Genomic DNA, 19,174 nt, shown 5'->3' on the forward strand with positions numbered 1-19,174 from the left:
GCAAGTGGAGCATCCGCTCTGCCGTCATGAGTTCACGATCCCAACTGATGCAAAATCGCCCCATGAGTGCGCGCATGATCCGGCACTCTGAAGGCGATAGATGTACGTTGGGAATGGCCAAGATTCAGATGAGCCTCGCGGACTCGAAAAAGAGAGCCACACACGACAAATCCAGCGTCCGTCTTTAAACCGTTAGCGCCGGCTCTTTTTCCATTTTGACTGAGGTGCCAGTGGCGGATGTCCAGGATGACCAGGTTCGCGCCCACCAAACGAGGTCCGTGAGTAGACAATATCAACGTCATGCCTGGTGTTGTCCTGTGTATCGAAATCGGGCGCATAAATACTGTGGATCTGCGCCAGCGACAGGTGCGGTGGCATACGCGACATAGGCATAAGGGATGGCCTCTGTAAATGAGCTATCACACGAGAGGTGATAAACGGGCCTTGCGTAGAGCAGGACCATGGCACAGAGGCGAGGGTTTAGGTTCGCAAGCTGAGGTAGCGGATGCGTTCCGACCGCTGCGTATGCAGCATGCGCGTATACAGGTTAAGTGGGCGTGATCCAACCCAGCGAAGCGTTGCGGCTGATCAGGTGTCCATGATGCGACCAGGACACCTTATAACGCACAGTGACTCCGTCATCGGAAGTAGTCTCTTCTGCGTTCGAGTTCTTCAACCAACTTGTTGGCACGATCCGACGCTCGCTTGGCTTGATCGAGTTCACTCATGATTTTGAATATAGGTGCGGAAAAATCGTGGGCTTCCGTGAAACGAGCTGACACAAAAAAAACCGTTAAGTAGCGGGTTTCTTTAGGCTTCTGAGACGTTCTGACACGTCCTGAAGCATGGTGTTGGTGCCAAGGGGGGCGCCGCATAGCGCGTATAAGATACTGATAAGAAAAGGTTATGACTTTTCGGTTTTTCATCCTGCCCCCAGTCATGCCCCCAAATGTTGCGCGCTTGGTCCTCCTCAGTAGCCCAACCGATAGTCACGTTCGGGTCTTCCATGAAGACCCGAACGTTATCGACCAGAACTTCGGCCAGCGCCAGTGACAGCTTTTTGTAAACTGACCTCTTCAGGGAATTAAGGGGAATCCATGAAAGACGGCCAAGTTCTGAATCTCGATAGGTGCCCTCATTGCGGCGTCGCCCATGCAAAGCGAGGACGGGCTATTCGCCGCGCTCGAACAATTGCAGGCAATTCGCGAGTCAAAGCGCGGGAAAACCAGACAAGGAGAAAATGGCGTGGCGTATTCAGCAGACAATGCGGCAAAGTTGGAAGAGCAGGCGCACGCCTGCGTCCGAATGCTCCTAGAAGTGCGAATGCGCTTGCTGATGGAAACCGAACCATCATTGCGGATCGAAAAGGCGAAGGAATACCTTAAATTTGGCGTTGCGCGACGCATCTCGACGATTGAACGTTGCATTGAAAACGTCTTTACGCTTTTCCCGACCAATACGACGCGTCCGCTAGCTAGCGAGACTATAGAAGACGTCAAGATAAACATTCAGGCCCACACAATGAACGTAACTGGCGTTCTCGACAACTGGGCGCACGTTTTTTGCGCCGAAACAGGTGCCAACGTCAAACCGGAGTCTGTCGGCTTATTTAAAGAAGCCACTAAGAAATTACTTCCCGAAAGGCTTGCTGCTTACCTGCGAGACTCGAAGATTTCCGAATGGCACAAGCAATACGCAAAGGACTATCGCGATTCTTTGGCCCATCGAATTCCGCTCTACGTTCCACCCGCTCAAATGACAGCAGAAGAACAGCAGGCATTCAACGATGCCGATCGGAAGCTGTGGGACGCCATAAAACGGCATGACTTCAACGAAGTTGAACGATTTGAACGGGAAAAGGACAGTATTGGTACTCCTGCGTTTTTCGCAATACATGCCTTTGGCGAGGCGGCGCCGATCAAATTTCACCCGCAAATGTTAGCCGACGCAATGACGCTCTCTGAACTCAGCAAACACTGTATGGCCGAAATTCCGCTTGCTCCACAGTAATTTGACTATTGGCAATCGTTCTCGATGAACGCCGACGCCCAACAAAGCTAGGCCAGCGTCGGAATACAATTTGAACCGGAACCGCAACAAGAACTACTACTCGCGTGCCTCTGGCGACATGTCGAAGCAACTGACGGCGAAGCCGCATTCTTTTCCTTTGCGATCGTCACACACGAACCGCCGCTCTAAGTTGCTGCGGCCTGGCACGATCGCTGTGTGATCGCGATCAAGCCCTACAACCTAGACGCATGGCTAGACCCGCGTGCACACAAGCTGGCAGACATGAAGGCGATACTTGATGATCCTGTAGGCGCCTATTATCAGCATGAGCTTACTAGCAACTAGCTGTGCTCACGCGCGATATGGAATACCTGAAACACGCACAGCCATTCGAAGCTTTGGCTTATTGGCCAACATCAGCATTCTTTCGATGGCCAATTGATTGAGCCTTCCAGCCAAAGATGGCCCAAGCAAGACGGAGTGCGCCAGTTTTTCCAAAGTCAACTCGGGATCTTTGAATCCGGGATGCGGGCCGATTTTTAGCTTTAACTTTGGTTGCGCGCCGCGATCGGTAATGAAATATCCGATCATGTCGTGAAAAAGCCCGTCTTTGTCACGGTCCCCCATGTATGCGAGTCGCCACTCTCTTTCTTCACTGAACCCGTTGTGCTTTGTGAACAACGAAAACAGCTTTAGCCTTTCCATGAACCAGCCGCTAGCTAAGTACACCTGATCGTCCGGCGGGTTATGCGCGCGAATTATCTCTGCGAGTGAATTTACCTGTGCCGTGATGTGAGCCGTTCGCTCAGCCTGAGACAGGTAAACAATGGGAGCTAATACGAACGGCGTGTCTTCGCGAGCATTGATGTATTGCGTATCAAAAATCAGGGCGACACCGCTTCCGTTCCCGCCATACCCGCGCCACATCGACAATATGCCGTCCCTTTCATTCGCATCGTCGTGACGACAAAAGCACGCAACGTATGTACTTGCTGCTTCCATATGCGTGTACTGGATGTAGCGCGAATTGAAATCTTCTATCAATTTTGCGCGCCTCGCATCGGACCCACATGCAGCCATGATGTTCTCATTGCTGAGGAACAATCGTTGTCCCTGCTCAAGGCCCCAGCGCATTTCCTCGCTGTCGTTCATTAGAAGCGGGTGCGAAAACCACATTTCGTTGTTCATGACGATCTTTTCGAGCACCGGCAACGTGGTGTAGTGAGCCAATAACGGGCGAAGTTTCGGGTAGGCGGTCGACTCGTCGAAGTCTCGCCACAGTTCGGTCCTACAAGCATCAGAGAAATCAGTCATCGTCATTCCAATGTGATTACTTCGTCGGACGGCTTACCCACCAGCATAGACGCAAAAAATCCGCCGGGGCTGGCGGGTTTTGCATAGGTCAACGGGGCGGCCAATCTTCTGTCGGGTGGCGCTTTTTTATGCCGGTTACGCATGAAATTTCATTTATTTCAATAAGATAGATTCAAGCAGGTATAAACAACAAATGGAATTTCTAAGGCCACGCACAACGCGAATTCTGGGGTGTCGAGGACCCCGCCCTGCATACCCCCTCGGGAAGGACCCGGCGAAAAAGGGCTAAATCGCGGCGCTACTTGTTTCGCGGCAGTATGGATTTTTGAAGTCAGTGGATAGGCTTCCAGCATAGTCGCCAGGCGACCTCACACCACTTATCCACCGGCTTATCCACAAATTATTGGGTTGACCGGGCCTTTTGACCCCGATATGTTGGGGGTGTGGGCAAAAAATAACCACTTGCCGGTTGCAGCCGGACAAGTGGTCGGTGCCCACAAAACCCACGGCGCAGAGCGCGTATGGGAATCGAGCGGGGTCAACTGCACGATATCCGTACGTTCGACGGAGTGTCAAATCGAACTGCTCGCCAGGCCTGGCCGCCGTGGACCTTCAATCTCACGTGTGGAGCAGTTTGTATGGCTAAAAAGCATGAGATGTATGTTGAACGTCGCGAGCAAGGCGACTATGCGGTCCGGCGCCCGGGAGCCTCACGGGCAAGTACCGTTGAGCCAACCCAGGCGAAAGCCATCGCATGGGCAACTGAACATGGGGCGAAACATCCCTTAGTCGAACGGGTACGCCACACATCCGTGGGCCACCCTGATAAATGGCGTTCAAGCGGTAAGTAAGCGTTAGCGGCACTCATGACCCGGCATCCTTCGCGACGCCGGGTCATGTCATTAGCGATAACAATAATGAGGCGTGCTTAGAAGGTAGCGCTGCAACGTCGCGTGTGTTGGTTGAAGCGCCATCCTAAGAGGGATAATGCCTCATGCTTAAGAACCAACTTCTTTCCATTTATCGCACTGGTCTAGCCCTTCCTTTTTCTTGCCGGGACAGCCGGGACAACCGGGACACGTTGAGGCCCAAGAGCTAGCCTGTCCCGGTAGCCCGACAAGCTCTCGGGACAGCCGGGACAAATAGCGATCTCCAAACACCGTTATGGCGCTTAAGCTCCGGCCCACAGTGTCGAAGTGACCACGTAAACGCGCACGCTACGCCCGTCGGGTAGGCGCTCCTTGCGCGTTGCCTCGCCATTGCTACCGGGTAACAACGCACCTGCCTCCATTAATGTCTTAGCGACAGCAGCAGGATCAAAGCCGGTGCACACCTCACGTCGAAAAGCTTCGCGCTCAATGTAGAACACAGGACCGGCATCGGTACGCTTACGGAAGCCGGCGCGATTGATAGTGCGGGGAGCGTCATCCATCACGCTCCAGTCAGTAAACCGGGATTCACCGTGCGCTGATAGGAATGCCCGCACCTGCTCCAGCATGGCGGTTGGCTCCGAAGCGCCATCCGTGCCGCGTGCTGCCAGCCATGCGGAGAAACACGCTTGAGCCGCCCGTGTTGCTTCGCCCGTGCGCCAGCCGGTGAGCTGATAGTAGGTTGCCAATTCACCGGCTACACCCAGCAGCGCGAAACGCTCGGCAACACGCCGAACCTGTCCAGTGGTATTCGGACCAACAAGATTGGCAAAAATTACTTTTTGCGACTCCGCCAACGTCTTGCGAACTTTCCCTTGATCGGCCACCAAAGCCCGCAGGAATGCAGGCAGCGCGTGCCCGTAGTGCGTGGCGCTGGCGGCCTTCAATTCGTCCGCGAGTAAACCCGGTGCCACGTCGTCGGACAGCGCATTGAAAATACCGCACCCTGCGCCAGCATCGGCGGGTAAATCGATTACACGCACCTCTTGCCCTGCACGCACCTTGCCACCCGACTGTGTAACCAAATCGCCTAAACCGATCTCACCAGCGGAAAGGAACAAAACGCGCCACGTTGTTAGCGCTCGCGGTGAGCCATCGCGTGCGGCTCGCCCCTTGCCTTGCCCGTTTGCCAGCAGATAAGCCACCGCACCCGCATGCTTAGGCTCAAGCTGACCGATCTCGTCCAGAACCAGCAGCAAGTCAGAGTGCATCGCGGCGATGCCCTCAAGGGCATTGTCAGTGTTTCGCCAAGTTCGTAGAAAGCTCGGAGACCCGTATAGAGATGTAGCTACAGACAGCGCCGTGCTCTTACCGGTACTGCTTGCACCACGCAGATGGAAGCCGCCGCCATCCATGCCTAGCAAGCCAAGACACGGCCCCGCAAAGCCAGCGCAAATAGAAAGAACTAATCTTGAATGTCCAACGCAGCGCGCCGCCACCTGCTCCCGCCACCCCTCAAGCGTGCCACCCTGCCCCAGCGCAACACCATCCAGGCTCGCAGACTGGAATAGCACCGACTCGCCGTCGGCCTCGCCAAAGGTCTCGCGTGGCAACACAAACACGTCACCATGCCAGCCGGTACGGGTTACACAACGCGCTGCCGCTTTCGGTTTTTCGGTCTGGATGTAATCCGCGAGTTTGCCCCGATCCTTCGTATTTGAAGTAATCGTCAGCCCTTCGCGCAGCAGTTCGCCACGCAATTCCTCGCCACCGCCCGCCAGCATCTGCATTGGCATGCACCAGCGATGTTCGCGCCCGTCGCGATCAGGGAACACGAGCAAGCGCCCCCATTCACCACCCTGCATGTCACGAGTATCGGCGGCCACGCGCAACGGCGAGCAAATCCAGCGAGACGGCGCATAACCCGTGATCTCCCCGCTACCGTCGCGGGCTACATCAATCCAATAGACGCCCGCCGCACGAGTAGCATCGTCGCATTCCACCAGTTCAAAGTGCGGCCTTAGCTCACCGTTGTCCCGCTTGTCCCGCTCGGCTGATTTAGAACCGGGACGGTCCGAAGCCTTGGTGCGCAATGTGTCCCGAGTGTCCCGGCTGTCCCGGGCATTTTTTGCAAGGGTCTGCACCGGAGCTAGCCGATCCAACAAGTCCAGATCGGCAATAGCCTGCTTATCTATCTCACGGACGTGTCGAGAAAGCGTCTCCATACCATTCATCGCAACGCCTCCCGTGCCTGGGTAATGCGCCGGGCGGCCAACCTAACACGCATTACATCATTCCCGGGTAACGGGTTACCTGCCTGCATGTCATTCGCGGCGATCAAAACCACCGTGGCCTCACGATCCAGCACACCTAAGGCTGCGCCCCACCCGTTATGCTTGAATGCTTCGGTCGTCCCTTTGCGGCCTTCAGGGCTGGTGTCTTTGATCCGTCCGGGGAACAGATCTGCCATCTGTAAACCTAGCGCATGAAGGATGCCTGGGGTGTCGTTGCATGCGAAGCAATGGAGCATTACACGCCCATCATCGGCTTCAACGACAGAGAGAGACCCACGCGCTTTGTTGTGACCGTTGGGGCAGTCTGCCCGCCAGCCACTGCCTTGTTTTCGCACCCCGTTGAGCCGAGCCAGCAATAGGGCGGCGCTCATGCGCCAACCCCTGACTGCGACTCAGCAAACGCCAGCACTTCGGCAGTTCGCCACGCCGTCACGCGACTGGATAGTTTGATCGGCTTGGGAGCTTTACCAGCACTCACCCATTCCCACCAAGTAGAGCGGGAGATGGGTAACAAACCAATCTTGTTCGCCTTACGATTGGTGTAAATGTCGGCAGCACGAACGTAAACGGGTAGCGTCATACCGTGCCCCCTGCTCGCTTTGTCATGTAGCAGTGAATCTCACTCCACAAAATGAATGTCTCGCCGTGTGGCGCTTGATGTGCCTCTATCTCCCCATTGCGGATCATGTCGCACAGCTTCAGTGGGCGAACACTTATATAAGTGGCCGCATCCTTGAGCTTGCAGTATGACCCGCCGTGATCGTTCATCTGTTTCATGCTGTTGATATTCCTACAGAGACACACCGGCCGGCACATTGCTGGCGCTTTCTTTATGGTGATCTCTCATGAGCGTTTCCTCGGTGGGTTGTTATTGAGCACTTTGTCGTCCCGCGTGAACCTGCATAGTCCGACAGCGACCCCATAATCAGAGATCGGTAACCGCAGCGTCATTGCAGAAAGTTTCCAAGTGAATCATCCAGCCACGCAGTCGGCGTTCCCATTGCGGAAATGTCTGCATCGGTGCGTTGCTGGACTTCATCGGTTAGGACGAAGTTAGGATCGCGGATAGCTTAGATGCCCTCCATTGCGGAGATGTTCGCTTTTTCGACAGCCCAATGAAGTAGTTAGCTAATGCGCTCATTGGGAGTAACGTACCCACGTAGCGAACCTGATCGCCAAAAAATGACGGGCCACCTCGCGGCAGCCCTAATGGATTGATTCTGATTTAGTACTAGACGACTAGAACGTAGCAGGCTGGAGGATTGCACGCTCAGCAAACATCAATCCTCGTCGCAAAGCGCGCTCGGCCTCATCCAACCAAGTCAACGCATCAGCTTCCGCCAATCGTTCAATCTCATTACGATCAAATGCTTCTACGGCGGCATCGTGTTGTGCTGCCACGCGCAGCTCAATGTCAGTTAACAGCGATCGCGCCGCCAATCTCAGCGCATGCAGCTGTTGTGTAAGGTCCGCTGGTTCTATCGTTTGCATCTGCATGTTTGTTCCCTTCCTTCGTTCCTGGCAATCAGCCAGCCTTGCTTTTGAATGCAACGACTTGGCCACCCGTGCGCAGGCCGTCTAAATAATCGGCCCACGCCTGCATCATCCGTTTGCGATCCTCTAGATATTTCGCGGCGTAGTTGTAAGCGCCTTTGACCTCATTAGACTCGGCGTGCGCTAGTTGGCGCTCGATAGCGCGTTCATCCCAACCCATTTCGTTCAAACGACTGGATGCCATCGCACGAAAGCCGTGACCGGTCATCGTGTCGCCGTCATAACCAAGACCGCGCAAGGCCATGTTTACTGTGTTCTCGCTCATTTGGCGGCTAGCGCCGCGCAAGCTTGGGAATACATAGCGCCCATGCCCGGTGAGCGGATGCAGGTCGCGCAGGATCGCAATGGCTTGCGCGGATAGCGGCACAAGGTGATCTGCTTTCATCTTCATGCGCGCGGCGGGAATACGCCACATTGCGTCGTCGAAGTCGATTTCCGACCAGTCCGCACCGCGCAGCTCGCCTGGGCGTACGAACACCAGCGGTGCCAGCTTCAGCGCAGCGTGGGTAACGGGCTGACCGGTAAAGCCGTCGATATCGCGCAACAGCTGACCGATTTTCGCTGGATCAGTGATGGCGGCATGGTGCTTGTGTTTCACCCGCTTGATAGCGCCTCGCAGCGCAGCGGTTGGATCGTTATCAACCTTGCCTTCCAGAATGGCGAACCGGAAAACCTGCCCTGCTTTGATCTTGGCACGGCGCGCAGTTTCCTGTTTGCCCGCAGCTTCTATCTTACGTAGGGCATCTAGCAGCACGCGTGGCGTGATTGCAGCCAATGGCAAGCAGCCGATTTCAGGAAATAAAAACGTCTCGAACAACCAACGATTTTTGTTCGCGGTTACTTCAGCGACTCGTTCGTGCTCACGAGTCATCCATTCTCGGGTGACGGCTTCGAAGGTGTCAGCGGCGGCTTGATTGGCTTCGGCTCGCTGGCGCTTGGCTTCCTGCCTTTCGGCACTAGGGTCTATGCCCTGTGCAATGAGCTTCCTGGCTTCGTCCCGCCTCTCGCGAGCTTCACTAAGGCTGGTATCAGGGTAGCCACCTAGCGCCAGCCGCTTTTCCCTGCCATCCACCCGGTACTTGAGGCGGAACAGCTTCCCGCCTGATGGGGACACTTCCAGATACATCCCCTTTTCGTCGTACAGCCGATATGGCTTGTCCGCAGGCTTAGCCTGCTTGATGTCGAGAACGGTCAGGGGCATGGGGGCATTCCTTGCACAGGACTAACGCAATTTCTTGCACTGCCCCCAAGTCTGCCCCCACAGAGGGGTGGATTGCAATGGATGCCCCCGGATTGATTCGGACAGCGGGCAATAAAAAACCCGCCTAAGTAGCGGGTTTTTATCGTCTTTTTGGTCTGGTCTGGACCGTATCAGACTGCTTAATGGTGCCCAAGGGGGGACTCGAACCCCCACGACTTACGTCGCTACCACCTCAAGGTAGTGCGTCTACCAATTCCGCCACCTGGGCTGGTGTCTTTCGATTTTAGTGCTTGCTCGTTGCTGCTGCCGGGGCCGTGGGGGCCGGGACTTCACCCTGCTGCGCCTTGGCCGGTGCCGGCTGGGCGGCGGGTACTTCGCCGTTGTTGGCCGGAGCAGTGGGCGCTGGCACAGCCGCCTGAGGTTTGGCCGGCGCGGCGGGCTGCGCATTTTGCGTTGTCGCGGGCTTGTTGCCAAGGGCCGCCATCACCCCGAGGTCGTTGTTGGCCTGCTGCTGATGGATGGCGCTGCCGTTGGCCTTCAAGTAGATGCCCATGCCGAGGCTGATCACGAAGAACAGCGCCGCGAGCACGGCGGTGGAGCGCGACAGGAAGTTGGCTGAGCCGCGGGCACCGAACACCGTGGCGGATGCGCCGGCACCGAAACCGGAGCCCGCGTCGGCGCCAGCGCCGCGCTGCATGAGGATCAGCACGATCATCGCTGCAGCGATCAGGATGTAGAACACGCTGAAGATGACGAACATGAGGTCTCGCGTAAGGTTCGGTGTCGCTCAACGAGCGGCGTTGCAGATGGCGAGGAATTCGGACGCTACGAGGGACGCGCCCCCGATCAAACCGCCGTCCACATCCGGCTGCGCGAAAAGCTCCGCAGCGTTGGCCGCCTTGACGCTGCCGCCATAAAGCAGCCGGGTCAGACGGGCAATCATAGCATCCTCCTGCGCCAATTGGCTACGGATGAACGCATGCATTTCCTGGGCTTGCTGGGGGGTGGCGGTGCGGCCTGTGCCAATGGCCCAGACCGGTTCGTAGGAGATCACGGCGGTGTCGAAACTGGCGATGCCATTGAGCGCAAGCACGGCCGCAAGCTGGCGTTTGACGACCTCCATATTCTCCCCGGCCTCGCGCTGCTCCAGGCTCTCGCCCACGCACAGAATGGGGGTGAGACCAGCGGCACGGACGGCCGCGAATTTGCGCGCCACTTGCTCGTTACTTTCGCTGTGGTAGTGGCGGCGCTCGGAATGACCAACCAGCCCCCATCGGCAGCCCACGTCGGCCACCATCGATGCCGATACTTCGCCGGTATAGGCGCCCTGCCCCTGATGCTCGCTTACGTCCTGCGCACCGAAGCCAATGCTTGTGGCGCCGAACTTATCCACCAGCGGGGCGAGATAGGGATACGGCGGAATCACCAGCACGTCGATGCCTTCAGGCTTGGCGCGGGCGATTTCGTCCACCAGGGCTTCTGCCATGGAGCGGCTGCCGTGCATTTTCCAATTCCCAGCGACAAGCTTTTTGCGCATGGCGTGAAGCATCCGTTGCAATAAAGCTGGCAAGCTTAGCTATGGTCAAAAGGCGCAGCAACGCGCCTGCTGAACGCATTTTTATTTATATCGATCTAGGTAGGAAGAACACATGACGCAAGCCCGCCCGCTCAGCCTGATCACCGGCGCCTCCGCCGGCATTGGTGCCGCTTTCGCCCATGCGCTTGCCACACGTGGACATGATCTGGTGCTTACGGCGCGGCGCACGGATCGCCTGGACGCCCTGGCGCAGGAACTGAGCCATCAACACGGTATTCACGCGACGGCGATCACCTGCGACCTGGCCGACCCAGACGGTGCGGAACAACTCTGCGCGACGCTGGCAGCGCGTGGTTTGCACGTGGACTGGTTGATCAACAACGCAGGCTACGGCGTACCCGGCCGGTTCGATCAAAACGATTGGCAGGTGCACGCGGATTTTCTGCGTGTGCTGGTGACCGCGCCCACGGAGCTGGCGTGGCGATTGATTGGCGGTATGCGGGAACGGCGCTATGGACGCATCGTCAATGTCGCGTCGCTGGCAGGCCATGTGCCGGGCACGGCGGGTCATACGCTGTATGCGGCGAGCAAGGCGTACATGATCAAGTTTTCACAATCGCTTGCGTTGGAGAACCAGCACCTGGGTGTGCATGCATGCGCGCTTTGCCCGGGATTTACGCGCTCTGAGTTTCACGATGTCACCGGTACGCGACCGCTGGTGAGCAAGATGCCGGATTTCATGTGGCAGGACGCGAGTGCGGTGGTGCAGGAAGGTATCGAAGCGGTGGAGCGCGGTGACGCGGTACATGTAACGGGGCGCTTTAATCGCGCGGTGAAGGGTTTGTTCAAGCTGATGCCGGATCGGCTTGCGTTGAAGGTGTCGGCGAAGCAGTCGAAGCGGTATCGGGCACATGAGTGAGTGGCGGTGGCTTCGAGTTGTTGGTCCATCTTTTATGTGTCGCTGTCCAGGGACTTCTCGAACTTTGCGGAAAAGACAGCCACCTTCAACAGCCCCATTGTCCTTCGCCGGAATGACGGTAAGGCAAGATGAACCGCTTCGCGGAGACCACGTCATCGCATGGTGAGACATTACACGTTCATCAGGTACCCGTGATCAGGCCGCACTGATCCAATGCGCAAGCAAGAATGCAGTCGCCGACGCGAGGCCACCAATCAACACCGTCTGCACCGCATTGCGCCACGCACTCACCCCGGTAAAGCGCCCTTTCGCCGCACCGAACAAGGCCAATGCAAGGCCCGTGCAGACCATCGATACCGACAATGCAGGTTGCAGTCGGTCAATCAACATGTAGGGCGCAAGCGGTACCAAACCTCCGACGATGTACGCACCGCCAATGGTGAGCGCACTGCGCAAGGCACGACCCGGCTGAGGCGTTTCCAGCCCCAGTTCGAAGCGCATCATGAAATCCACCCAGGCTTCGTGATCCTTGCGGAAATGTGCAAGGATCGGCTCGCATGCGGTGCGATCCAGGCCGTACCCTTTGAAGATATCCACGATCTCGCGCTCTTCCTCGCGCTGCAGATCGCGGATCTCGCGAAATTCACGGCTGCGTTCGGAATGATAGTGATCGATCTCGCCCCGCGCGGCGAGGTAGCCACCAAGGCCCATGGCGATGGCGCCGGCGGCGATTTCCGCCACGCCCGCCACTACCACGACCCTGCTGGCCACATTGGCTGCGGAAAGGCCGGCGGCGAGCGCGAACGGTACGGTGAGGCCATCGGCCATGCCCAGCACGAGATCGCGAACGGTGTCGGAGGCGGCGAAGTGCCGCTCTTTGTGCGTGTGGCAGTGGGTGACGGACATGTGATGGTTCCCGAATAAACGCAGAGACTTTAGCGGGTGTGCGTTTTCGGCGGAATAATGAGACTTACACGCATTGGCTTTTGCAGTGAAGCCCTCAAACGCGTCCGCTCCGTTGCCTGCAACAACGCCATAGTGCTGCTCCCTGCATGCGTCTGCCTTCGCGCGAGCGCGGAGCGACCCCACCCCGGCCCTCCCCTGCAGGGGAGGGAGTTGTTCTCGTTTAAATCAGCTTGATCTCACGCAAGCGCTGCATGAGGTACTCATGCGAGTTAATGGAGGTGTCGTAACGCCGAGGGTTATCCGGCGTCACACATTCCGGCAGGGGATCGAGCACCACGTCCGGATTGGGATGCAGGAAGTACGGCACCGAATAACGCGGCTTACGCGCGTTTTCGTTCTGCGGATTCACCACGCGATGCGTGGTTGACGGATACACGTGATTGGTCAAGCGCTGCAGCATGTCGCCGATGTTCACCACGATGGCATCGCCTTCGGTGGTGATGGGCAGCCACGCGCCTTCGCGGGTGAGCACTTCCAGGCCTTCGGCGCTCGCGCCCACCAACAGGGTGATGAAGTTGATGTCTTCATGTGCGCCCGCACGCACATTGGGAATGTTTTCCTCGGTGATGGGCGGGTAATGGATTGGGCGCAGGATGGAATTGCCCTGGTCGATCTTGTCCTCGAAGTAGTTCTCGGGGAGATCGATGTGCAGCGCCAGCGCGCGCAGCACGCGGCCACCGAGCAGATCGAGCGACTGGAACAGCTCGTAGGCATATTCGCGAAAACCCGGTACTTCGGCGGGCCAGATGTTCGGCGGCATCAGCTCGGCAAAGCGCGAGTTGCGGTCGATCTCGCGGCCGATATGCCAGAACTCCTTCAGATCCGGATAGCGGCTGTCCTTGGCGGTTTCGATCTTGAAGGGCGTGTAGCCGCGTGCGCCACCGGTGCCGGGCACGTGGTACTTCATCTTCGTCTCGATGGGGAGCGCAAAGAAACGCTCGAACGCATCGTAGGCGCCGTCGATCAGTTGCGAGGTGATACCGTGGCCGCTGATGCAGCAGAAGCCGAATTCGCGATACGCCGCACCAAGCTCCGCTACGAAGGCGGCGCGATCGGTGTCGTAACGGCGGATGTCGAGGGTGGGAACGTGCTTGGTCGACGAACGTGACGATGTGTCCATAAAGGCATCCAGGTTAGGCGTGCGGTCGATTTGTGTTCCGCCACCGCAGGGGCGGTGCACGTCGGGCCTCGGAGCTGTCTGCGTTTGCGCTAGACAGGCTCCACTCCATGGCGACCTGGGTCTGTTCATGGCGCAAGGAATGCGCCACTGGTTCACGAGCGTTCTGTTACGGATTTTACGACGTCCGCGAGGCGTTCGGCCATCTGCCTCACCTCGGCTTCGTCGGCGGCCTCCACCGTCACCCGCACCAGCGGTTCGGTGCCCGAGGCGCGCAGCACCACGCGGCCACGGCCCAGCAAGGCTTGTTCGGTATCGGCCAATGCCTTGCGCACGGCGTCCGTGTTGAGGGCCTCGCGTGCGCCGGCAGCGCGTACGTTGATCATGACCTGGGGCATTTTCTTCAGGCCCTGGCGCGCGGCGGCCAGATCTTGCCCGGCCAGTTTCAGCGCTTCGAGCACGGCCAGCGCCGCGACGATGCCGTCGCCGGTGGTGGCGCGATCCAGGCATAGCAGATGACCGGAGGTTTCGCCGCCCAGCACGCCGCCGTGCTCCTTCAGCTTCTGCAGCACGAAACGGTCGCCGACGTTAGCGCGAATGAGCTCCACGCCCAGCCCGGCGAGCGCCTGCTGCAAGCCGTAGTTGCTCATCAGCGTGCCGACCACGGGGCCTTTGAGCATGCCGCGCGCTTGCCAGCTTTGCGCAAGTACATAGAGCATGTCGTCGCCATCGCCCAGGGCACCATGGCGATCCACCACTTGCACGCGGTCGCCATCACCGTCGAAAGCAAAGCCGATATCGGCGTGGTGCTCTACCACCGCGCGCTGCAATGCGTCCGGATGCATGGAACCGACATCATGGTTGATGTTGAAGCCATCGGGCTTGTCGCCGAGCACGAACAGCTCAGCGCCCAACTCGGCGAACACTTTCGGTGCAACCTGATACGTGGCGCCGTGCGCGCAGTCGAGCACGATCTTCATGCCGGCAAGGCTGAAATCATCCGGCACGGTGGCTTTGCAGAATTCGGCGTAACGCGTCACCGCATCGGTTACACGCACCACTTTGCCGAGGTGCCTTGAATCGACCGTGGTAAATGGCGCTTCGGTTTCGCGCTCGATGGCCGCTTCGATGTCGTCTGACAGCTTTTCGCCATGCGTGGAGAAAAACTTGATGCCGTTGTCGTAATGCGGATTGTGCGAAGCGCTGATCACAATGCCCGCATCCGCACGCAAACTGCGCGTCAGGTAGGCCACCGCCGGCGTGGGCATCGGACCGAACAAGCGCACATCCGCCCCTGCCGCGGAGAGGCCCGCTTCCAGCGCGGATTCGAACATGTAGCCGGATGCGCGTGTGTCTTTGCCGATCAGCACCAGCGGGCGGCTGCGCGAGGTCTTTTCCCGCCCCAGCACGACGCCGAGCGCGCGGCCCAGGCGCAGCATGAAATCGGCGCTGATGGGCCACTCGCCCACACGGCCACGGATGCCGTCGGTACCGAAGTATTTGCGTTCGTTCATGGCGTCGGGTCTTTGGGAAACGTGTACGAGGAAATAGGCAGCATCGCGTCAGCTGGGCGTGAAGGATACGCCCTCGCGTTCCCTTCACTCATCATCCGGCCAGCGTGGCATCGTGGGCGTATCGCGCCGTTCGGGCACATCGCCGGCTTTTACGGCGTGCCACACATTCAGCGCGTCCACTGTGATGGCCACGTCATGCACGCGCACCATGCGCGCACCGCGCTGCACGGCAATCAGGGCGGCGGCGGCGGAACCGGCGGCGCGGTCGGCCGCCTGCTGGCGACCAGTGAGCGTGCCGATCATCGCTTTGCGCGACAGCCCCACATAGACGCCGCTGCCGAGGTCGGCGAAGCGTTCCAGTTTGCGCAGCAATGCGAGGTTGTGTTCCAGCGTTTTGCCGAAGCCGAAACCGGGGTCGACCATCACCTTGCGACGGTCGATACCGGCCATCTCGCACGCGAACAGGCGGTCGGTGAGAAAGCGATGCACTTCACCGACGACATCGTCGTATTGCGGGTCATCCTGCATGCTGCGCGGTTCGCCTTTCATGTGCATCAGGCAGATCGGCACGCGCAATTGGGCCGCGGCATCCAGCGCGCCTTCGCGGCGCAGCGCATAGACATCGTTGATCATGCCGGCGCCGGCGGCGACGGCCGCACGCATTACGTCCGGCTTGGACGTATCCACGGCGATCGGCAGGGAGGTGCGTGCGACCAACTGCTCGATAACGGGGATGACTCGTTTGAGTTCTTCGCCGGCCGATACATCGGCCGCGCCCGGTCGCGTGGATTCCCCGCCCACATCGAGCATGTCCGCGCCCTCTTCGGCCAGACGCACGCCGTGCGCCACGGCATCGTCAAGGCGCTTGAATTGGCCGCCATCGGAAAACGAATCGGGGGTCACGTTGATGATGCCTACCACGCGCGGACGATCCAGCGTCAGCGGGCGTCCATTGCAATCGAGCACGGTGGCGAACATGTCGGTCATCAGGGCCCAAGCTCCAGACCACCCAGCGCTCCCATGAACTGGCGGTAATAACGCAGCTCATCGATGGAATCGCGAATATCCGAAAGCGCGGTGTGCGCCGATTCCTTATTGAAACCGCGACCGATGGCCGGCGACCAGCGTCGCGCCAACTCTTTCAGCGTGGACACATCGAGATTGCGGTAATGGAAGAAGCGCTCAAGCTGAGGCATCTGCCGATGCATGAAACGACGATCCTGGCAGATCGAATTACCGCACATCGGCGATTTACCTGACTGCAACCATTGCCGGAGGAAATCCAGCGTGGCCTGTTCGGCGTCGGCATGCGTGACGGTGGACATCAGCACCTGATCCCATAGCCCGGAGCGACGGTGCTGATTGCGGTTCCACGTGTCCATGGCCTCAAGTCTCGCCACCTCGTGGTGGATGGCGAACACGGGGCCCTCGGCCAGAACGGTCAGTTCCTTGTCCGTGACGATGGTAGCGATTTCGAGGATCGAATCATTGTCGGTATCCAAACCGGTCATTTCCAGGTCGATCCAGATGAGATTGTCTTCGTTCGCTTGGCTCATGAGCCCTCCTGGCCCGGAAGTCTAGCAAAGCAGGGGCCGAAATTAAGGCATCCCTTAAAGACCCATCCCCTCAAAGGCATTCCCACTTCAGGCCAGTGCTTTTCCCCGCCATCTGCGCATGGACCGCGCCCTGCCCTATGCGATGATTGACGCATGCAGACCCTTCTTTGGCACGATTACGAAACCTTCGGCACGGATACGCGGCGGGACCGGCCGGTGCAATTTGCCGGTATCCGCACCAGCCTGGAGCTGGAAATCGTGGACGAGCCGGTCATGTTCTACGGCAAGCCTCCGCGCGACATGCCACCCAGCCCGGAATCATGCCTGATCACCGGCATCGTGCCCCAACACGCCGACCGCGATGGACTGCGGGAAGCCGATTTCGCCGCACGGGTGCACGAGCAACTGGCCGCCCCAGGCACCTGCGGCGTGGGCTACAACTCGTTGCGCTTCGACGATGAATTTACGCGCCAATTGCTCTATCGCAATTTTTTCGAACCCTATGCGCGCGAGTGGGAAAACGGCAATTCGCGCTGGGACCTGATCGACCTGGTACGCATGTGCGCGGCGCTGCGCCCGGAAGGCATTGCGTGGCCCACGCATGAGGACGGCACACCCAGTTTCAAGCTGGAACATCTGGCTGCATCCAACCATCTCAAGCAGGAGCGCGCGCACGATGCGCTTTCGGACGTGCATGCCTTGATCGATCTGGCGCGCCTGATTCGCGTGCGCCAACCGCGACTGTGGGAATGGCATTTCGCACTGCGACGCAAGCAACGCGTGTTCGAACTGCTGGATATCGCCACGATGACGCCGCTGCTGCATGTGTCCTCGCGCTACCCGGCCAGCCGTCGCTGCCTGGCCATCATCGTACCGTTGGCGGTGCACCCCAGTCGCTCCGGGGAAATCATCGTGTACGACCTCGCGCAGGACCCTGCCGATCTGCTCACGCTCGATGCTGAGGATGTAATCGACCGCATGTTCACCGCGCGCGCGGATCTGCCTGAAGGTGTCGAGCGCATTCCATTACGCACTGTGCATGCCAATCGCTCGCCGGCGTTGGCGCCACTATCGGCCTTGAAAGGCGTAGACCCGACACGGTTGCAACTGGATGTGGATCGCTGCCTTGCGCACGCCGACAAGCTGCGCGCCGCCACCGGTTTGAGCGAGAAATTGCAGCGCATTTTCCAGCAATCGGCCGCACTGCCGCCGCCGGAAGATCCGGAGTTGGCGCTGTATGGGGGTTTTCTGCCCGATTCGGACAAGCGCCTTCTGCGCGATGTGCGTTCGACGCCACCCGAGCAACTGGGACAACGCCATTTCAATTTCCGCGACGCGCGCTATCCCGAACTTCTGTTTCGCTATCGCGCCCGCAATTGGCCCCACACGCTGACGCCCGAAGAGCACCAGCGCTGGGATACCTTCCGCGTCCAGCGTCTTACGCGTCCCACGCCATTGACGACGCTTACACTGCCGGACTATTTCTCCAAACTCGCCATGTTGCGTAACGATCCACAGGCGCAGAACAAGCTCGCCCTGCTCGACCAACTGCAAGCCTGGGGCGAACAACTCGCCACCGAGGCTGGTGTGCCGGCCTGACAAGGAACCCCCCATCGATGCCACGCGCTTATTTTTCATCCGCGACATTCCGCTTTCTCAAGGCCCTGGCGCGCAACAACAAGCGCGAGTGGTTCCTCGCGCATAAAGCCGAATACGAACGTGATGTACGCGATCCGTTCGTTGAGCTGATCACCGATATACAGGCACCTCTCGCCAAGATCAGCCCGCATTTCCGCGCCGATCCGCGCAAGAACGGTGGCTCGATGTTTCGCATTTATCGCGACACGCGGTTTTCCAATGACAAGGAACCGTACAAGCCCTGGGCCAGCGCGCGTTTTTTCCATGAGCGCCGGCATGAAATCGCCGCGCCCTCGTTCTACCTACACATCAAGCCGGGTGACTGCTTTATTGGCGGCGGCATGTGGCATCCGGAACCGGATGCGCTCAAGCAGATTCGCGCGTTTCTCGCGGACAATCCAACCGCGTGGAAACGCGCGACGCAAAGCAAGGCATTCAGCGATCACTTTGCATTCTGGGGTGAATCGCTTTCGCGCCCACCGCGCGGATTTGATCCGGCGCATGAGCTGATCGACGACCTTAAACGCAAAAGTTTTGCAGCGGGTGAGCAGTTCGACGAGGCGCTGGCGTGTTCGTCGGAATTGCTGCCGTTTATGGTGGCAGGCTATAAGCGGTTGGCGCCGATGATTGATTATTTGTGTGCGGCGAGGGAGCTGGAGTTTTAGTGGCCGCCACCTTGGTGCCG

Annotated in this window: 18 protein-coding genes and 1 tRNA gene; 5 read left to right on the top strand and 14 right to left on the bottom strand. The window is 58.6% G+C overall.

What is annotated here, in order from left to right:
- The first annotated feature begins 1,152 nt into the window (after positions 1-1,152).
- Positions 1,153-2,010 (top strand): hypothetical protein, encoded by an 858-nt coding sequence (locus DWU98_RS15810; protein WP_115496526.1) that lies wholly within the window; start codon positions 1,153-1,155, stop codon positions 2,008-2,010.
- A gap of 351 nt (positions 2,011-2,361) precedes the next feature.
- Here the strand turns inward: DWU98_RS15810 and DWU98_RS15815 are convergent, their stop codons facing one another.
- Complete coding sequence (locus DWU98_RS15815) at positions 2,362-3,324, bottom strand: DUF2971 domain-containing protein (RefSeq protein ID WP_158545081.1); 963 nt, start codon at positions 3,322-3,324, stop codon at positions 2,362-2,364.
- A gap of 656 nt (positions 3,325-3,980) precedes the next feature.
- On the opposite strand from DWU98_RS15815, the gene DWU98_RS22565 reads away from it, so the two are divergent.
- Entirely contained in the window at positions 3,981-4,175 is a 195-nt protein-coding gene (locus DWU98_RS22565; RefSeq protein WP_425480237.1) for a DUF2188 domain-containing protein, read from the top strand.
- A gap of 320 nt (positions 4,176-4,495) precedes the next feature.
- Here DWU98_RS22565 and DWU98_RS15825 read toward each other — a convergent pair whose 3' ends face one another.
- From DWU98_RS15825 to tpiA, 8 genes are all read right to left on the bottom strand, one after another.
- A complete protein-coding gene (locus DWU98_RS15825) occupies positions 4,496-6,427 on the bottom strand; it encodes a DUF927 domain-containing protein (protein ID WP_115496529.1) in 1,932 nt (643 codons plus the stop codon).
- Entirely contained in the window at positions 6,424-6,858 is a 435-nt protein-coding gene (locus DWU98_RS15830) for a DNA primase (protein WP_115496530.1), read from the bottom strand. The genes DWU98_RS15825 and DWU98_RS15830 overlap by 4 nt, the downstream gene beginning before the upstream one ends.
- The gene (locus DWU98_RS15835; RefSeq protein WP_115496531.1) at positions 6,855-7,067 is read right to left on the bottom strand and encodes a helix-turn-helix transcriptional regulator; all 213 of its coding nucleotides are present in this window, start codon (positions 7,065-7,067) and stop codon (positions 6,855-6,857) included. Before DWU98_RS15835 ends, DWU98_RS15830 begins: the two co-directional genes overlap by 4 nt.
- 659 nt (positions 7,068-7,726) lie before the next feature.
- Positions 7,727-7,984 (bottom strand): hypothetical protein, encoded by a 258-nt coding sequence (locus DWU98_RS15845; protein WP_115496533.1) that lies wholly within the window; start codon positions 7,982-7,984, stop codon positions 7,727-7,729.
- A 28-nt stretch (positions 7,985-8,012) separates the two neighbouring features.
- Positions 8,013-9,242: a tyrosine-type recombinase/integrase gene (locus DWU98_RS15850; protein WP_115496534.1), complete on the bottom strand. Its 1,230-nt coding sequence runs from the start codon at positions 9,240-9,242 to the stop codon at positions 8,013-8,015.
- A gap of 183 nt (positions 9,243-9,425) precedes the next feature.
- Positions 9,426-9,510 (bottom strand) — tRNA-Leu (locus DWU98_RS15855).
- A gap of 15 nt (positions 9,511-9,525) precedes the next feature.
- Entirely contained in the window at positions 9,526-10,002 is a 477-nt protein-coding gene (secG, locus tag DWU98_RS15860) for a preprotein translocase subunit SecG (protein ID WP_115496535.1), read from the bottom strand.
- 27 nt (positions 10,003-10,029) lie between these two features.
- Positions 10,030-10,779 (bottom strand): triose-phosphate isomerase, encoded by a 750-nt coding sequence (gene tpiA, locus DWU98_RS15865; RefSeq protein ID WP_115496606.1) that lies wholly within the window; start codon positions 10,777-10,779, stop codon positions 10,030-10,032.
- A gap of 112 nt (positions 10,780-10,891) precedes the next feature.
- On the opposite strand from tpiA, the gene DWU98_RS15870 reads away from it, so the two are divergent.
- Positions 10,892-11,698 (top strand): SDR family NAD(P)-dependent oxidoreductase, encoded by an 807-nt coding sequence (locus DWU98_RS15870; protein ID WP_115496536.1) that lies wholly within the window; start codon positions 10,892-10,894, stop codon positions 11,696-11,698.
- Between the two features lie 195 nt (positions 11,699-11,893).
- On the opposite strand, the gene DWU98_RS15875 is transcribed toward DWU98_RS15870, so the two are convergent.
- The 5 genes from DWU98_RS15875 to orn all read right to left on the bottom strand — a co-directional run bounded on the left by DWU98_RS15875 (position 11,894) and on the right by orn (position 16,851).
- A complete protein-coding gene (locus DWU98_RS15875; RefSeq protein ID WP_115496537.1) occupies positions 11,894-12,604 on the bottom strand; it encodes a VIT1/CCC1 transporter family protein in 711 nt (236 codons plus the stop codon).
- A gap of 220 nt (positions 12,605-12,824) precedes the next feature.
- Positions 12,825-13,784 carry an isopenicillin N synthase family dioxygenase gene (locus tag DWU98_RS15880; protein ID WP_115496538.1) on the bottom strand — a complete coding sequence of 320 codons (960 nt, stop codon included), beginning with the start codon at positions 13,782-13,784 and terminating at the stop codon, positions 12,825-12,827.
- Positions 13,785-13,936: 152 nt separating this feature from the next.
- Positions 13,937-15,295: a phosphoglucosamine mutase gene (gene glmM, locus DWU98_RS15885; protein ID WP_115496539.1), complete on the bottom strand. Its 1,359-nt coding sequence runs from the start codon at positions 15,293-15,295 to the stop codon at positions 13,937-13,939.
- Positions 15,296-15,379: 84 nt separating this feature from the next.
- Positions 15,380-16,282, bottom strand: a complete 903-nt coding sequence (gene folP, locus DWU98_RS15890; protein ID WP_425480235.1) for a dihydropteroate synthase — start codon at positions 16,280-16,282, stop codon at positions 15,380-15,382.
- Complete coding sequence (orn, locus tag DWU98_RS15895) at positions 16,282-16,851, bottom strand: oligoribonuclease (protein WP_115496540.1); 570 nt, start codon at positions 16,849-16,851, stop codon at positions 16,282-16,284. The genes folP and orn overlap by 1 nt, the downstream gene beginning before the upstream one ends.
- 153 nt (positions 16,852-17,004) lie before the next feature.
- On the opposite strand from orn, the gene sbcB reads away from it, so the two are divergent.
- On the top strand, positions 17,005-18,450 hold the full coding sequence (gene sbcB / locus DWU98_RS15900; RefSeq protein ID WP_115496541.1) for an exodeoxyribonuclease I: 1,446 nt from the start codon (positions 17,005-17,007) through the stop codon (positions 18,448-18,450).
- Between the two features lie 17 nt (positions 18,451-18,467).
- A complete protein-coding gene (locus DWU98_RS15905) occupies positions 18,468-19,154 on the top strand; it encodes a DUF2461 domain-containing protein (protein WP_115496542.1) in 687 nt (228 codons plus the stop codon).
- Positions 19,155-19,174 lie beyond the last annotated feature (20 nt).

This window comes from Dyella monticola (genome assembly GCF_003363155.1).
GTDB classification, from domain to species: domain Bacteria; phylum Pseudomonadota; class Gammaproteobacteria; order Xanthomonadales; family Rhodanobacteraceae; genus Dyella_B; species Dyella_B monticola.

What these genes read in the sequence shown, in the direction of transcription:
- DWU98_RS15810 (WP_115496526.1), top strand. Translation starts at nt 1,153, where the DNA reads ATGCAAAGCGAGGACGGGCTATTCGCCGCGCTCGAACAATTGCAGGCA.
- DWU98_RS15815 (WP_158545081.1), bottom strand. Translation starts at nt 3,324, where the DNA reads ATGACTGATTTCTCTGATGCTTGTAGGACCGAACTGTGGCGAGACTTC.
- DWU98_RS22565 (WP_425480237.1), top strand. Translation starts at nt 3,981, where the DNA reads ATGTATGTTGAACGTCGCGAGCAAGGCGACTATGCGGTCCGGCGCCCG.
- DWU98_RS15825 (WP_115496529.1), bottom strand. Translation starts at nt 6,427, where the DNA reads ATGAATGGTATGGAGACGCTTTCTCGACACGTCCGTGAGATAGATAAG.
- DWU98_RS15830 (WP_115496530.1), bottom strand. Translation starts at nt 6,858, where the DNA reads ATGAGCGCCGCCCTATTGCTGGCTCGGCTCAACGGGGTGCGAAAACAA.
- DWU98_RS15835 (WP_115496531.1), bottom strand. Translation starts at nt 7,067, where the DNA reads ATGACGCTACCCGTTTACGTTCGTGCTGCCGACATTTACACCAATCGT.
- DWU98_RS15845 (WP_115496533.1), bottom strand. Translation starts at nt 7,984, where the DNA reads ATGCAGATGCAAACGATAGAACCAGCGGACCTTACACAACAGCTGCAT.
- DWU98_RS15850 (WP_115496534.1), bottom strand. Translation starts at nt 9,242, where the DNA reads ATGCCCCTGACCGTTCTCGACATCAAGCAGGCTAAGCCTGCGGACAAG.
- secG (WP_115496535.1), bottom strand. Translation starts at nt 10,002, where the DNA reads ATGTTCGTCATCTTCAGCGTGTTCTACATCCTGATCGCTGCAGCGATG.
- tpiA (WP_115496606.1), bottom strand. Translation starts at nt 10,779, where the DNA reads ATGCGCAAAAAGCTTGTCGCTGGGAATTGGAAAATGCACGGCAGCCGC.
- DWU98_RS15870 (WP_115496536.1), top strand. Translation starts at nt 10,892, where the DNA reads ATGACGCAAGCCCGCCCGCTCAGCCTGATCACCGGCGCCTCCGCCGGC.
- DWU98_RS15875 (WP_115496537.1), bottom strand. Translation starts at nt 12,604, where the DNA reads ATGTCCGTCACCCACTGCCACACGCACAAAGAGCGGCACTTCGCCGCC.
- DWU98_RS15880 (WP_115496538.1), bottom strand. Translation starts at nt 13,784, where the DNA reads ATGGACACATCGTCACGTTCGTCGACCAAGCACGTTCCCACCCTCGAC.
- glmM (WP_115496539.1), bottom strand. Translation starts at nt 15,295, where the DNA reads ATGAACGAACGCAAATACTTCGGTACCGACGGCATCCGTGGCCGTGTG.
- folP (WP_425480235.1), bottom strand. Translation starts at nt 16,282, where the DNA reads ATGACCGACATGTTCGCCACCGTGCTCGATTGCAATGGACGCCCGCTG.
- orn (WP_115496540.1), bottom strand. Translation starts at nt 16,851, where the DNA reads ATGAGCCAAGCGAACGAAGACAATCTCATCTGGATCGACCTGGAAATG.
- sbcB (WP_115496541.1), top strand. Translation starts at nt 17,005, where the DNA reads ATGCAGACCCTTCTTTGGCACGATTACGAAACCTTCGGCACGGATACG.
- DWU98_RS15905 (WP_115496542.1), top strand. Translation starts at nt 18,468, where the DNA reads ATGCCACGCGCTTATTTTTCATCCGCGACATTCCGCTTTCTCAAGGCC.